This is a genomic window from Streptomyces sp. CA189 (assembly GCF_056428985.1).
In genome coordinates this window covers 19861-33747 of sequence record NZ_JBWJVM010000013.1, presented here as the reverse complement: position 1 = coordinate 33747, position 13887 = coordinate 19861, and the positions used below count along the sequence as shown (strand labels likewise).

The window sequence follows — 13887 nt, the reverse complement described above, 5'->3', positions numbered from 1 at the left end:
CGGAGAGGGAGTGAGGGACGGATCCAGCATTCTGATGCTGAGTCAGAAAAGGTCTTCGGGGGATCATGTGAAGTCAAGGCATACGCGCCGGTTGCCCTGCCCGCCCGACGGGGCCCCGGACGCGCCGAAGTCCCGCGGCCGGATCGCCGCGGGACTTCGGGTGGGGGGCTCGGGGCTACGGGACCACGGGCCCGGTGCGGGTCAGCGGGTGCCCACCGCCGCACGGACCGCCCTGCGGGCCATGCCCGCGTCGTCGTGCAGGCGGCGCAGCAGCAGGCGCTGCTCCTCGCCCGAGGACAGGGCGCCCGCCGGCAGGGACTGCGCCGGGGCGGTCGCCAGCATCGAGCGCTGTACGGCCGTCTCCGACATCCGGATCTCCCGCGTCAGCACCAGCATCAGGTTGACCAGGAACGCGTCCCGTGCGGCCGGTCCGGCCGCCTGTGCCAGACGGCTGATCTGGGCACGCGCGGCCGGGGCGTCGCCCAGTACCGTCCACAGGGTGGCCAGGTCGTAGCCCGGCCGGTACCAGCCCGCGTGCTCCCAGTCGAGGAGCACCGGACCCGTCGGGGACAGCAGCAGGTTCGACAGCAGCGCGTCGCCGTGGTTGAACTGCCAGGGGTTGCCCGACATCTTCACCCCGTGCAGCAGCTTCTGCAGATCGCCGAAGTCCCGGTCGGTCAGCAGGCCCAGCTGGTAGTCCCGGGCGATCCGGCGGTCGTAGTCCAGCGGCCGCCCGAACAGCTCGTCGGCGGGGCGCCAGCCGTTCACCTGGCGCACCGCGCCCAGCGCCGCCCGCAGGTCGGCCCGCGGCGGGGCCTCCACCGGATGCCGCTGGAGCGCGGCAACCCGGCCGGCCATCCGCTCGACGACCAGTACGCAGTTCTCCGGATCGGCGGCGATGAGCCGCGGCACCCGGACCTGCGGGCGGTGCCGGACGAACGTCCGGTACGTCGCTATTTCGTGCCGGTACCGCTCGCGCCACTCGGGCGAGTGATCCAATAACACCTTCGCGACGGCCGTCATCCGTCCGGTGGTGCCCACCAACAGGACCGACCGGCCGCTGCGGCGCAGTACCTGGACCGGCGCGAACTCCGGACAGATGCGCTGCACGGAGGCGAGTGCGGTGCGCAACTGTGCCCCTTGGGGCCCCGACAGGTCGATTCTCCCGCTGAGCGGCTGCGATCCGGTACCCGGCATCCGCCGCGCCCGTACGGCGCCCTGCGCCGGTGCCGCGGGGCGGCCGGGTTCGAGGTAGGGGCCGCCGCCCGCGGGGAAAGTGCGGTGCGGCCGGACCGGGGCGGACACGGAGGTCGTTGCTGCGTACATGGCGTTACGGATCCCTTCGTGCGCCGACGAGTTGCGTACGCCGCCCCGCCGGATCCCGTGCATCACCCTGGGGAGTTCCGCCGGTGACCGGGTCGGGGAGGCGCATTCCTACCTGACACCCCGGCGTGGGTGGCGGACCACATTGCGTGCCCTGGCGAACCCTGGCGAATAGTCGCTCGGCATCTGACGGGGGGTTACTGTCAACTCAGCCGAGAACCTGGGGGCTTGACGTGAGCAAAGGTCCAAACACCCGTCTGAACGACCTGTTCGGCCTGGCCGGCTGGTCCAAGGGCGAACTGGCGAGGATGGTCAACCGGCAGGCGGCCTCGATGGGCCACCACCAGCTGGCCACCGACACCTCGCGGGTGCGGCGCTGGATCGACATGGGGGAGACCCCGCGCGAACCGGTGCCCACGGTACTGGCAGCACTGTTCACCGAGCAGCTCGGTCGTGTCGTGACCATCGAGGACCTCGGGTTCGTACGACAACGGCGCACCGCCAAACGGCAGCCGGACGGGGAGCAGGAGAACCCCGACGGGATGCCCTGGGCGCCCGAACGCACAGCCGCGGTCCTCACCGAATTCACGGGAATGGACCTCATGCTCAACCGTCGCGGTCTGATGAGCGCGGGTGCCGCGCTCACCGCCGGCTCAGCCATCGGCAACGCCATGCACGACTGGCTCCACACCGAACCCACCCGCGCGCAGGACGCGCAGCGCCACGCGGACGCCTTCCAGGCCGACTCCGCGGGCTACGACCGCTACGAGGCCGCGCCCATCGGCTCCCAGGAGATCGAGGCCCTCGAGCGTTCGGTGGACGTCTTCCGCGCCTGGGACGCCTCCAGAGGCGGCGGCCTCCAGCGCAAGGCCGTGGTCGGGCAGCTCAACGAGGTGGGCGGCATGCTCGCGTACCACCACCCCGACCACCTCCAGCGCCGGTTGTGGGGGGTGGCGGCCAACCTGGCGGTCCTGGCGGGCTGGATGTCCCACGACGTGGGCCTGGAGCCCACCGCGCAGAAGTACTTCGTCATCGCCGCGCACGCGGCCCGCGAGGGCGGCGACCGGCCGCGGGCGGGGGAGGCGCTCTCCCGTGCGGCCCGTCAGATGGTCCACCTGGGCAAGCCGAACGAGGCGCTCGACCTGATGAAGCTGGCGCAGTCCGGCTCCGGCGAGCAGACCCTGCCCCGCACCCGCGCCATGCTCCACACCATCGAGGCCTGGGCGCAGGCCGCGCTCGGCAAGGGGCAGGCGATGCGCCGCACCCTGGGCGAGGCCGAGGACCTGTTCGTGTCCACTTCGGGTGACGTGCCGCCGCCGTCCTGGATGCAGCACTTCGACGAGGCCGACCTGCACGGCATGCAGGCGCTGGCCTTCCGCACCCTCGCCGACCACGATCCCTCGGCGGCGACCATCGCGCAGCAGCACGCCAAGGAGGCCCTGCGCCTGCGGGCCGACGGCCACCAGCGCTCGAAGATCTTCGACTACATCTCGATGGCCTCCGCCTGCTTCATCGCCGACGACCCGGAGCAGGCCGACCGCTACGCCCGCCTGGCGCTGGTCTCGATGAACGAGACCTCCTCGCACCGGACCTGGGACCGGCTGCGCGAGATGTACCGGCTGACCGGCCACTACTCCGGATTCGCCGGCATCGAGGAGCTCCGCGAGGAGATCAAGCTGGCCCTCCCGAACAGCCCCGTGGCGCATTCGGTGTGAGCGGCACGGCCGGTCTGAGACCGGTGGGCGCCGCCCCGGGCCTGTGGACGAGAAAGGCCGCGCCTTCCGGCGCGGCCCTGAGTCCCGCGAACCGCCCCTCGCGCGCTACGAGCCGATCCGGGCGACCAGTACGCAGGCGTCGTCCTCGCGCTCGCCCTCGCCGAACTCCCCGATCACCAGGCGCACGCAGTCCTGCGCGGACCGGGCGGCGGAGAAGTGCGGTGCCAGTGCCAGCAGCCGTTCGGTCCCGTCGGCCTTGCTGAACTCGATGCTGCGCGGGGTCAGTCCGTCGGTGTGCAGGACGAGTACGTCGCCCACCTCCAGCCGCTCCTCGGCCTGGCCGTACGAGGCTCCGGAGGTCGCTCCCAGCAGGACGCCCTCGGGCGGCAGCAGCGAACGGCCCTGGCCGCGCCGGAAGAGCAGCGGGGCGGGGTGGCCGGCCTGGGCCCAGGACAGCACCCGGCGCGCGGGATCGTAGCGGCAGCACACCGCGGATCCCAGCGCGGGCTGTACGGAGGTCTCCAGGAGCTGGTTCAGCCAGCCCATCAGCGGGCCCGGCTCGATGCCGGCCATCGCCATCCCGCGCAGGGCGCCGAGCATCATCGCCATGCCGGAGGTGGCGGTCACCCCGTGCCCGGTGAGGTCGCCCACCGTCAGCATCGAGTCTCCGCCGGGGAGTTCGAGCGCGTCGTACCAGTCCCCGCCGATGAGCGCGCTGGTCGCGGAGGGCAGGTAGTGCGCCGCGACGTCCAGCGCCCTGGTGTTGTCGTGCGGGAACCGCAGGGAGCCGCGCCACGGGGGGAGTACGGCTTCCTGTAGCTCGACCGCCAGCCGGCGCTCGGTCTGCGCGATCTCCTGCCGGCGTTGCAGCGAGTCCCGGGACTCGCGCACCGCCCGCTGGCTCCGGCGCAGTTCACTCACGTCCCGCAGCACGGCCCACATGGAGGCCGTGCAGCCGTCGGAGTCGAGTACCGGCTCGCCCCTCATGTGCAGCGTCCGGACCCGGCCGTCGGCCCGGACGATGCGGAACTCGCCGTCTATCGGCTTGCCGTCCACCAGACAGGCCGTCACCATCGCGGTGAGCAGCGGCTGGTCCTCGGAGAACAGGGTGGATCCCAGTTCGTCGAGGGGCAGCGCACCCGCCTCGGGGGAGCGGCCGAAGATCTGGAAGAGTTCGTCGGACCAACTGACCTCATCGGTCAGCAGGTTCCACTCGGCACTGCCGACCCTGGTCTGCAGGGCCTCGGCCCCCGTCTCGGGGGCGGCCTGCGGCAGCGCGGCGGACTCGGGCGCGGTGGGCGGCAGTCCCTCCTTGAGCTGGCCGAGGTGCGCGCGGAGGTCGTCGAGGTGGTGGACGGCGAGATCGCACAGTGCGCGCTGCCAGCGGCCCTGCGCGTCGTCGTCGTCGACGACGGTGTCGCGGCGGACCGCGTCGACTTCTCCCCGGAGCTGTCGGGTCTGCGAGATCAGCGCGTCCACCGACCCTGGCTCGGGGGGTTGCGCGGGGCGGTCCGCGTACAGGTGGGACGGCATCTGAACTCCGATACAGGCGCGGCACGGCCAAGTCTGAGGAGGGACCGGTTCTGAAGGAAGGGCCGGTTACGACTGTTGCACAGCCAGCGACGGCCTGTAAGGCGTTTGGCAACATCTGGGCCGGACTTGCTTCAGGCATATGCCTGAGGCCTTCCGGCCCTCCTGGAGTGTGCGAACGAATCCGGTCAGCCCGTGCCGAAGGGCCGGCGCGCAAACCCCGCCGGCCCTTGCCGTTCCCGGGCCGTCACACGGTGAGCGGTACCGGGTGGATCTCGCTGGCGGGGTGCCCCGCGCGCTCGTGGATGCGCTGGACCGCCTCCGCCGAGGGCGCCTCGGAGAGGCAGTAGACCGTGCCGGACGCGGGGTCGGCCCAGGCCCGCTCGAAGTGCACGCGCTCCTCCTTCTCGATGGCCAGGTCGGCGTTGTGGGCGGCCTTCAGCTGCTCCGCCGTGATGCCGTTCATGCCGTAGTGGACGTCCATGTACTTCGTCACTGCCGCACACCTCCTCCATCTGCTCGGTGTGGCAATGCCGTGCTCCTCCCATCGTCCGCCCGCGGCCGGAAACCGGCCTTTCGGACGCGGGCGATCGATCGTACGGCCGAGGTGTACGAGGCGTTCCCCCCGCCGTACCGGCGAAAGACGACGCAGGACCCGGATCAACACGACCGGGCCGGCACCCCCCGAACGAAGGACCCCGTGCTCCGCCTGCTGCTGTCGCCCGTGCGGCGTGATCCCGGCTCCGGCCGACGGTATGTCCGATATTCCGCCCGGCAGTTGACCCGGACTTCCCACCGCACCCCGTGATCGCTACTCTACGTGCCGGTAATGAGCCGGGGAGGCTCGCTGAGGCGGGCCGCGCGCAGGGTGGGGACACAACGACATGACCGGGCAGAGCCATGCGCCGACCGACGGGCAGAGCCGGCGGTCCTTCCTCACCTATCTCGTCGCCGCTCCGACCCTCGCCCTCGTCACGCGCGCGGGCGCCGACCTCCTCGCCCCGCAGTCCGCGCACGCGGTGATCCCGACCCTGCCCGCCATCGCCGACCTGGTGGACCTCGGAGACCTGTTCATCCTGGCCGGCGCCCCCACCTCGGCCCTGCTCGCGCTCGTCGTGGAGGCCGACGGAACCATCCGCTTCCGGCTGCCGCGCGAGGAGGTCGGCCAGGGCCTCACCACCGCCGTGGCGATGCTCGTCGCCGAGGAACTGGACGCCCCGCTGGCCGCCGTACGGGTCGAACTGGACGACGCGCGCCCCGAGCTGCTCTTCAACCAGCTCACCGGATCCTCCAACTCCATCCGCTCCCTCTACGGCCCCGTCCGCCAGTGCGCCGCCACCGCCCGGGCCCGCCTGGTCGCGGCCGCCGCCGTGCGCTGGAGCCTCCCGGCGTCCACCCTGACCACGGCGGGCGGCGCCGTCCGCGCCCCCGACGGCCGCACCGCGCCCTACGGATCCCTCGCCGCGGCCGCCGCCGACCCCGCCCTGATCGTCCTCGGCGCCACCCCCAAGCCGATGGCGAAGCACGCCCTGGTCGGCAGGCCCACCAGCCGGATCGACGCCCGCGCCATGGTCACCGGGGCCCAGCGCTACACCCTCGACCTGGACGTGCCCGGGGCCAAGCCGTGCGTGGTCCGCCGCCCGCCCACCCTCGGCGGCAGCGTCCGCTCCGTGGCCAACCTCGACACGGTCCGGGCCATGCCCGGCGTCCTGCACGTGGTCACCGTCGCCACCGGGGTCGCCGTCGTCGCCGAGACCTTCGGCCAGGCCCTCGACGCCAAGGCCGCCCTCCAGGTCACGTGGGGCCCGGGCCCGGCCGACCAGCTCTCGGACGCGGCCGTCCGTACGAAGCTGCGCGCCGCCACCCCGCCGCTGCTCGTGCCGCCGCTGCTCACCCCGCACGTGGACGCCGAGTTCGACTTCGCCTTCGTCAGCCACGCGCCGATGGAGACCAACTCGGCCGTCGCCGACGTGCGCGAGGACCGCGCCGAGATCTGGTCCGGGCTCAAATCGCCGATCGTGGCCCGCGAAACGATCGCCGCCGACCTCGGCCTGCCCCTCGACAAGGTCACCGTCCACGTGGTGCAGGCCGGCGGGTCGTTCGGCCGGCGGCTGTTCTTCGACGCCGCCCTGGAGGCGGCCCGGATCTCCAAGGCCTGCCGCCGCCCGGTCCGGCTGATGTGGACCCGGGTCGACGACACCCGGCACGGCCGGATGCGCCCGGCCACCCACCACAAGATCCGGGCCACGCACCTGCTGGGCGAGGTGCTCAGCTTCGAACACCGGGTCGCCGCCGCGGAGACCGACTTCCGGCACGGACTCGGCGAGATCATCACCGCCACCGCCGCCAGCCTCCCGCTCGGCATCGGCAACGCGACCCTCGCCCAGACCCTGTTCCTCACCACGATCAAGTCCCCGTACCACTTCGGGCTCACCACCCAAGCGCTCACCGAGGTCCCGACCGGAGTGCCCACCGGGTCCTGGCGGTCGGTGTACTCGGCGAACACCCGGGGGGCCGAGGAGATCGTGGTCGACGAGCTGGCCGCCGCGACGGGCCGGGACCCGTACCAGTTCCGCCGGACCTTCCTGAAGACGGCCGCCCAGCGCGCCGTACTCGACAAGGCGGCCACCGAAGGCGGCTGGGGCCGGGCCATGCCGGCCGGCTGCGCGCAGGGCATCGCCTTCCACGAGGAGTACAAGTCCCGGACGGCCTGCCTGGTCGAGATCGACACCAGGGACCCGGAGCACGTCCGCGTCACGAAGGCGGTCATCGCCGTCGACGTGGGCCTGCCCGTCAACCCGCGCGGTCTGGAGGCCCAGATGATCGGCGGCCTGACCGACGCGATCTCCACCACGCTCAAGGCCGGCCTGCACCTGGACAAGGGGCTCCCGCTGGAAGGCAGTTACAGCCAGTTCCACTGGGCGCAGCAGCGCGACACCCCGAAGGACGTACGCGTCTTCGTGCTCCCGGCGACCGGAACCGAGCCCGGCGGGGCAGGCGAGCTGGGCCTGCCCGCCGCCGTGGGCGCGATCGCCAACGCCTACGCCCGGGCCACCGGCACCAAGCCGCGCAGCTTCCCCCTCGACTTCGACGTCGACTTCACCCCCTACCCGCGCTAGTCCGCCTCCAGGAGCCGAGCCGTGCCCTCGCACACCTTCACCGTCAACGGGCAGAGCGTCACCGTGGACGCGCCCGACGATCTGCCCCTGCTGTGGGTGCTCCGCGACATGCTGGGCGTGCGCGGCCCGAAATACGGCTGCGGGGTGGACGTCTGCAAGGCCTGTACCAGCCACCTCGACGGGGTGGACGTGCGCCCGTGCGTGGTGCCGGTCTCCGCGTGCGCGGGGAAGACGGTGACCACGATCGAAGGGCTGGCCGACGGCGAGGACCTGCATCCGGTCCAGGAGGCCTGGCTCGAACAGGACGTCGCCCAGTGCGGCTTCTGCCAACCCGGCCAGATCATGGCGGCCGTCGCCCTGCTCAAGCGGACGAGCACGCCCACGGACGAGGACATCGACGCGATCGCCAACATCTGCCGCTGCGGCACGTACTTCCGCATCCGGGAGGCGATCCGCAGCGCGGCGGCGAAGATGTAGGCGCTTCATCCCATGACACAAGGCTTATATGGGACGAATCAATACAGTTTTCGCTGATCATGCCTGAATGAGGCGTATCAATGCGAAACGTGTGCTGGTCGGCGAACCGCTCGACACCGCGCGCCTGGGCGAGACCCTGCTCCCCAAACGGCTCGCACTCCCGATCTTCTGCAGCGACCCGCTCTCCTCCGTGGCCTACGCCACCGAGGAGATCCTGCTGATCCTCGCCCTCGGCGGGGTCGCGCTGCTCCACCTCGCCTGGTACGCGGCCGCCGCCATCGTGTTCCTGCTCGTGGTCGTCGTCGCCTCCTACCGCCAGACCTGCTACGCCTACCCGGGCGGCGGCGGCGCCTACATCGTCAGCTCCAAGAACCTCGGCCCGACCGCCGCCCTCACCGCCGCGAGCGCCCTCCTCGTCGACTACGTCATGACGGTCGCCGTCTCCGTGGTCTCCGGCGTCTCCGCCATCACCTCCGCGATCCCCTCGCTCTCCGACCACGAAGTCCCGCTGTCGGTGGCTTTCGTGGTGCTGCTGACCCTCATGAACCTGCGCGGGGTACGGGAATCGGGACGGGTCTTCGCCGTCCCCACCTACGGCTTCGTCCTCGTCATCTACCTGATGTTCGCGGTGGCCGCCTACCGGCTCGCGACCGGCGACACGATCCGCGCCGAGTCCGCCGAACTGTCGATCACCGCCGAGGGCAACTACACCGGCCTCGCGGTGGTGCTCCTCGCGCTGCGGGCCTTCGCCTCCGGCTGTACGGCGCTCACGGGCGTCGAGGCCATCAGCAACGGCGTCCCCGCCTTCCAGAAGCCGAAGAGCAGGAACGCCGCGACCACCCTCGCCGCCATGGGCACGCTCGCCGTCACCATGTTCGCCGGGATCACCTTCCTCGCCATGAGCTACAAGGTGCACGTCGCGGCGGACCCGACCGAGCTCGGCCTGGCCCCCGGAACCCCGATGTCCACCGCGCTCGCGCAGATCGGCAGAGCCACCTTCGGCGACTGGCACGTCCTCTTCTACCTGCTCCAGGCCGTCACGGCCGGCGTCCTGATCCTCGCGGCGAACACCGCCTTCAACGGCTTCCCGATGCTCGCCTCGATCCTGGCCAAGGACCGGTACGTGCCGCGTCAGCTCTTCAACCGCGGCGATCGGCTCGTCTACTCCAACGGTGTCGTCCTGCTGGCGCTCGCCGCCATCTGCCTGATCATCGCCTTCGACGCCGAGCTGACCCGCCTCATCCAGCTCTACATCATCGGCGTCTTCGTCTCCTTCACCCTCTCCCAGGCCGGCATGGTCCGGCACTGGCAGCAGGAGCTCGCCTCCCCGGAGACCCGCAAGGAGGAGCGGATCCACATCCACCGCCGGCTCGCCCTCAACGCGGTCGGCGCCACCATGACCTTCGTGGTCCTGGTCATCGTCCTGATCACCAAGTTCACCCACGGCGCCTGGCTCGTCGTCATCGCCATGCCGCTGCTCTTCCTCGGGATGAAGGGCGTGCGCCGCCACTACGACACCGTGGCCCGGGAAGTAGCCGTCGCCCCCGGGGTCAAACCCCGCAAGCCCTCCCGCCACCACGTCGTCGTCCTCGTCGCCGCCGTCCACGCGCCGACCCTCAAGGCCCTCGGCTTCGCGATGGGGCTGCGCCCCGACACCCTGACGGCCCTCTCGGTGGCCGCCGACGAGGAGGACGCGAACCGGCTGCGCGAGGCCTGGGCGGAGCACGACCCCGGCATCCCGCTCAAGGTGCTGCACTCCCCGTACCGCGAGGTGATCGGGCCCGTGCTGGCCTACGTACAGGAGCAGGCGGCCGCCGAGGGCACGGACATGCTCTCCGTGGTCATCCCGGAGTACGTGGTCGGGCACTGGTGGGAACAGCCCCTGCACAACCAGAACGCGCTGCGCCTCAAGGCCCGCCTGCTGTTCACGCCCGGGGTCGCGGTGATCGACGTGCCGTTCCTGCTGGAATCCGCGAAGCCGACGGAGGAGGGGGATCCGGGGCGGGGGGACCGGCAGGAGCAGGCGGGGACCCGGCCGGGCGCTGAGTGACCGCCGTGTGGGCCAGCGCCAGCTCCACGACGTGCGCGGGATCGGACAGCGAGCGGCCGGTGAGCTGCTCCAGGCGGCGCAGCCGGTTCGAGACCGTGTTGCGGTGGCAGTACAGCCGCTGCGCGGCGTACGTGGTCGAGCCCCGGCAGGCCAGCCAGGTCCCCAGGGTGGTCAGCAGCACCCTGCGGTCCTCCGGGGCCAGCTCCAGGACCGGCCCCAGCACCACCTGACGCAGCCGGCCCGCGAGTTCGGGCTCGGCCGCGACCAGCGCCGCCGGGAGCCGCTCGTCCAGCAGGGCGGTGTGCGGACCGTCGGCCCCCGGAGCGGCGCGCAGCGCGAGGAGCGCCAGCCGGCGGGCCCCGGCCAGCTCGCCCGGTGTCTCCACCACCGGGCTCACCCCGGCGCGTAAGCCGAGGGGCGCGAGCAGGTCGGTCACGGAGGCGAGCGGCAGCCGGCCCAGCTCCACGAGGCCGGTCTCCCCGTCGGCCCGGATCCGCCACAGCACGCGCGGGGCGCCGCCGCCCGGAGTCGCCCCCGCGCCGTCCCCGGCGTCGAGGACCACCACGGCGAACCGGCCGCGCTCCGGCAGGCCGAGCCGCCGCGCGGACTCGGCGTACCGGCCCGCCGGACCGCCGGCCTCGAACAGGGCGTCGAGCAGGGCCCCCCGCAGCTCCCGCTCGCGGTCGCCGCGCAGGGCCTCGGCCCGGCGGTGGGACTCGGCCGCCGCGTCCGCCATCCGGTCGACCACGTCCCACAGTGCGGGCGCCCCGGGCAAGAGGCGGGGCAGCGCCGCCCGGTCGTGTGAGGCGACGGCCTCGGTCAGCACCTGCCACAGCAGCCGGCCGGCGAGCCGGTAGACCCGCAGCAGGGAGTTGAGCGGGAGGCCCTGCCGGGCGCGGAGCTCCCCGTCGGCGCGGGCCTCGCCCAGCTCGGGCGGCAGGCCGCGGGCCACGCGGACCAGCCCGTCGACGGCCTGGCGGAGCAGGTGGTGGACCCGCTCGCGCAGGGCGGCCCGGCCGAGCAGGGCGACGTAGACGGCACAGGCCGGGTCCTCGGCCGGCGACCGGTCGGCGAACCGCTCGGCGGCCACGGCGATCCGGCGGTCCAGGTCCTCGCGTATCTCCCCGATGATCCGCTCCATGACGGGCAGGGTGGCACGAGGGAGGGGGCGCTGGGGAGGGCCGCGACGAGGCGGTGTCCGCTAGCGTGTCCGAAGCACTGCACGTGCAGTGCATATGCGGCGGTCATACCGGCGGCCGCGTCCACACGGTCAGGGACCCACCCATGCGCCAGAACCCGGAGCGCCGCGCCGCGCTGCTCGACGCCGCCATCGAAGTCCTCGCCCGCGAGGGCTCACGGGGGCTGACCCTGCGCGCGGTGGACACGGAGGCCGGGGTTCCGACCGGCACCTCCTCCAACTACTTCGCCAACCGCGCCCAGCTCCTCGTGCAGATCCTGCACCGCACCCGCGAGCGGCTGACCCCCGACCCTGCGGACCTGACGGGCCCGTTCGACACGAAGGTGCTGCTGCGCCGGCTCCTGGAGCGCATGCGCCGCGAGCGCAGCGTCCACACCGCGATGCTGGAACTGCGCCTGGAGGCCACCCGGCGGCCCGAACTCCAGGAGGCGCTGGCCGGGTTCCAGGGCGCCGAACTGGAGGCGAACATCGCCTGGCACCTGGAGGCGGGGCTGCCGGGGGACCGGCAGGGCGTGGTCCTGATCTACCTGGCCATGCTCGGGCTGATCGTGGACGACCTCACCGTGCCCGGACTGCTGGACCCCCATCCCCTCCACGGGGCCGAGGGGCTCATCGACACGATGGTCGAGCGCCTCCTCCCGGAGCGCCCCGCCGACTGACTATCGTGCCGGTAGGGCCGGTTCCGGCAGGACCGGCGGCACCGGCGGCACCGGAAGGACCGGCTCGCAGCGCGGGGATCGCGGGAGGGACCGTGGCAATGGCGGACATCACCGGGCAGGGCGCGGCGGACGGCGGCCGCGACAGCGACATCGGCCGCGACATCGGCCGCGACATCGGCCGCGACAGCGGCCGCGACGGCGGCATCCAGTGGCTCGCGGACTGGAGCGCCTGGTACGTCGGCCTCACCTTCGCCCGGGGCATCGGCCCCGAGGAGCTGGCCGCCCGGCTCGGCGCCCTGCCCGACCTGCACCCCGGGCCGCTCGGGGCCATCGACGCCTGGAGCATGGTCACCGAGACGGTGGACGGCGACGGGGTGGCCCGTGTCGGGAGCTGGGGAGGCTGGTCCTTCGCCGTGGAACACGGGGTGCCCGCCGGGGCGCACCGCCTCGCCGAGGTCTCCCGCTCCGGAGCCGAGGCCGTGTACCTCGACCCGCAGCCCGATCACCCGCCCAAGCAGTTCGCGTACGCCCGGGACGGCGAGCTGGTCTGCTGCTTCGGCATCGGCGAGGAGCACTGGCGCGGCGGCCACCGGCCCGACTTCCTCCTGCCGGAGCTGGTCGAGGCCAAGATCCTCACCCCGGACGGCTGCTACGCCCGCCCCGAGGACGAACCGTACGAGGAGCGCGACCGCCTCACCCTGGCCGTACTGGAGCACCGCTTCGGGCTGTCCCTGCCCCGCCGCCTCGTCGAGGAGACCCCGCTCCCGGCCTTCGTGACCTGCACGCAGTAGCACCGCGAGGCCGCCCGGACGTGGACGGTTTTGGCCGCAGAGCGTGCGTCTTGTGACACTACGGGGGTGAACGCGACCGACTTGTTCCACCAGACGCTGCGCGAGCGGATCGCCCCGGCGCTGCGCGACGCGGGTTTCACCGGAACGGGGCTGGAGTACCGGCTCCGCGCCGCCGAACCCGACCACGCGCTGCTCGGCTTCCAGCGGAGCGCTTCGTCCGGGGCCGCCGAGTGCAGGTTCACCGTGAACCTGCGCGCGGTCCCGTACGAGGAACACGAGGCCCTGCGGCGGCTGCGGCCGGCCCTCGGGACCCGGCTCAGCGCCAACCGCGTCGGCCCCGTCGGCTGGCACGCCAGGATCGGACGCCTCCTCGGCCATCCGCACGACCACTGGTGGAGCATCACCGACGAGCGCACCGCCGCCCGCGTCGCGGACGAGGTCACGGACGTGGTGCTGCGCCACGCCGTCCCCGCGCTGTGGGGCGAGGTGACCGACCGGCCCCCGCTGCCGGGGCCCGTGGTGGATCCGGTGCCCGACTGCCTGGACCCGGTGTGCCTGCGGGTGGACAGCGGTCCGTTCCCCGTCGGCGCCGGGGAGGCCCCGCTGCCCGTGGACATCGAGGGCGCCCTCGTCCTGGAGACGGGCGAGCGCCGCCGGGCCTCGCCCTTCCTCACCGTCCACGACGAGCTGACGGACGCGGAGGCCCGCATCGTCATCGACGCCCCCTGGCGGCTGGAGCAGCCGCTCTTCGGCTCGGTCCGGGTCGGCATCGCCGCCGACGGCGACGTCCGGGTCTCCGCCAGCCCGGGCAGCATGCTCCCCGGCCATCCGCTGGCGCTCCTCGGCGAACTGGCCCTGTGCCGGATCAACACGGCCGAGGTCACCGGCAACGGCTCCCTGCGGCTCACCTTCGAGCGGGGCACACCGCGCGAGGCCTGCCTCACCGTCTCCGGCACCCCACACGCGCTGACCGTCGGCGCGCCCTGGCACATCGAAGGCTGGACGCCGGCCCGCATCTGATCCGC

At 72.8% G+C, this 13887-nt stretch carries 10 protein-coding genes and 1 pseudogene; 7 read left to right on the top strand and 4 right to left on the bottom strand.

All coding sequences use genetic code 11. The annotated features are described in order from the left end of the window. Positions 1-201 precede the first annotated feature (201 nt). Positions 202-1326, bottom strand: coding sequence for an aminoglycoside phosphotransferase family protein (locus AC061S_RS13240; protein ID WP_478686107.1), 1125 nt, complete (start codon positions 1324-1326; stop codon positions 202-204). 230 nt (positions 1327-1556) lie between these two features. Here AC061S_RS13240 and AC061S_RS13235 point away from each other — a divergent pair, with 230 nt between their 5' ends. Next, positions 1557-3038 (top strand): DNA-binding protein NsdB, encoded by a 1482-nt coding sequence (locus AC061S_RS13235; RefSeq protein ID WP_478686106.1) that lies wholly within the window; start codon positions 1557-1559, stop codon positions 3036-3038. Between the two features lie 105 nt (positions 3039-3143). On the opposite strand, the gene AC061S_RS13230 is transcribed toward AC061S_RS13235, so the two are convergent. Together AC061S_RS13230 and AC061S_RS13225 are read right to left on the bottom strand one after the other, a co-directional pair. Continuing rightward, the gene (locus tag AC061S_RS13230) at positions 3144-4571 is read right to left on the bottom strand and encodes a PP2C family protein-serine/threonine phosphatase (protein WP_478686105.1); all 1428 of its coding nucleotides are present in this window, start codon (positions 4569-4571) and stop codon (positions 3144-3146) included. A 244-nt stretch (positions 4572-4815) separates the two neighbouring features. Then, on the bottom strand, positions 4816-5064 hold the full coding sequence (locus tag AC061S_RS13225) for an SCO4226 family nickel-binding protein (RefSeq protein WP_478686104.1): 249 nt from the start codon (positions 5062-5064) through the stop codon (positions 4816-4818). A 388-nt stretch (positions 5065-5452) separates the two neighbouring features. On the opposite strand from AC061S_RS13225, the gene AC061S_RS13220 reads away from it, so the two are divergent. From AC061S_RS13220 to AC061S_RS13210, 3 genes are all read left to right on the top strand, one after another. After that, entirely contained in the window at positions 5453-7687 is a 2235-nt protein-coding gene (locus AC061S_RS13220) for a xanthine dehydrogenase family protein molybdopterin-binding subunit (RefSeq protein ID WP_478686103.1), read from the top strand. Positions 7688-7708: 21 nt separating this feature from the next. Continuing rightward, entirely contained in the window at positions 7709-8164 is a 456-nt protein-coding gene (locus AC061S_RS13215) for a (2Fe-2S)-binding protein (RefSeq protein ID WP_327251219.1), read from the top strand. A 67-nt stretch (positions 8165-8231) separates the two neighbouring features. After that, entirely contained in the window at positions 8232-10214 is a 1983-nt protein-coding gene (locus tag AC061S_RS13210) for an APC family permease (RefSeq protein WP_478686102.1), read from the top strand. Positions 10215-10284: 70 nt separating this feature from the next. Here the strand turns inward: AC061S_RS13210 and AC061S_RS13205 are convergent. After that, positions 10285-11355: pseudogene (locus AC061S_RS13205) on the bottom strand (RsbRD N-terminal domain-containing protein); the annotation flags it as partial. A gap of 143 nt (positions 11356-11498) precedes the next feature. On the opposite strand from AC061S_RS13205, the gene AC061S_RS13200 reads away from it, so the two are divergent. The 3 genes from AC061S_RS13200 (at position 11499) to AC061S_RS13190 (ending at position 13882) form a co-directional block, all read left to right on the top strand. After that, complete coding sequence (locus tag AC061S_RS13200; protein WP_478686101.1) at positions 11499-12071, top strand: TetR/AcrR family transcriptional regulator; 573 nt, start codon at positions 11499-11501, stop codon at positions 12069-12071. A 98-nt stretch (positions 12072-12169) separates the two neighbouring features. Further along, positions 12170-12862, top strand: coding sequence for a DUF6461 domain-containing protein (locus AC061S_RS13195; protein ID WP_478686100.1), 693 nt, complete (start codon positions 12170-12172; stop codon positions 12860-12862). A 66-nt stretch (positions 12863-12928) separates the two neighbouring features. After that, positions 12929-13882 (top strand): DUF4304 domain-containing protein, encoded by a 954-nt coding sequence (locus AC061S_RS13190; protein ID WP_478686099.1) that lies wholly within the window; start codon positions 12929-12931, stop codon positions 13880-13882. Positions 13883-13887: the final 5 nt, after the last annotated feature.

Bases quoted from the DNA above. Each gene is read 5' to 3' on its own strand.
- AC061S_RS13240 (WP_478686107.1), bottom strand. From the start codon at position 1,326: ATGTACGCAGCAACGACCTCCGTGTCCGCCCCGGTCCGGCCGCACCGC.
- AC061S_RS13230 (WP_478686105.1), bottom strand. From the start codon at position 4,571: ATGCCGTCCCACCTGTACGCGGACCGCCCCGCGCAACCCCCCGAGCCA.
- AC061S_RS13220 (WP_478686103.1), top strand. From the start codon at position 5,453: ATGACCGGGCAGAGCCATGCGCCGACCGACGGGCAGAGCCGGCGGTCC.
- AC061S_RS13210 (WP_478686102.1), top strand. From the start codon at position 8,232: ATGAGGCGTATCAATGCGAAACGTGTGCTGGTCGGCGAACCGCTCGAC.
- AC061S_RS13200 (WP_478686101.1), top strand. From the start codon at position 11,499: ATGCGCCAGAACCCGGAGCGCCGCGCCGCGCTGCTCGACGCCGCCATC.
- AC061S_RS13195 (WP_478686100.1), top strand. From the start codon at position 12,170: ATGGCGGACATCACCGGGCAGGGCGCGGCGGACGGCGGCCGCGACAGC.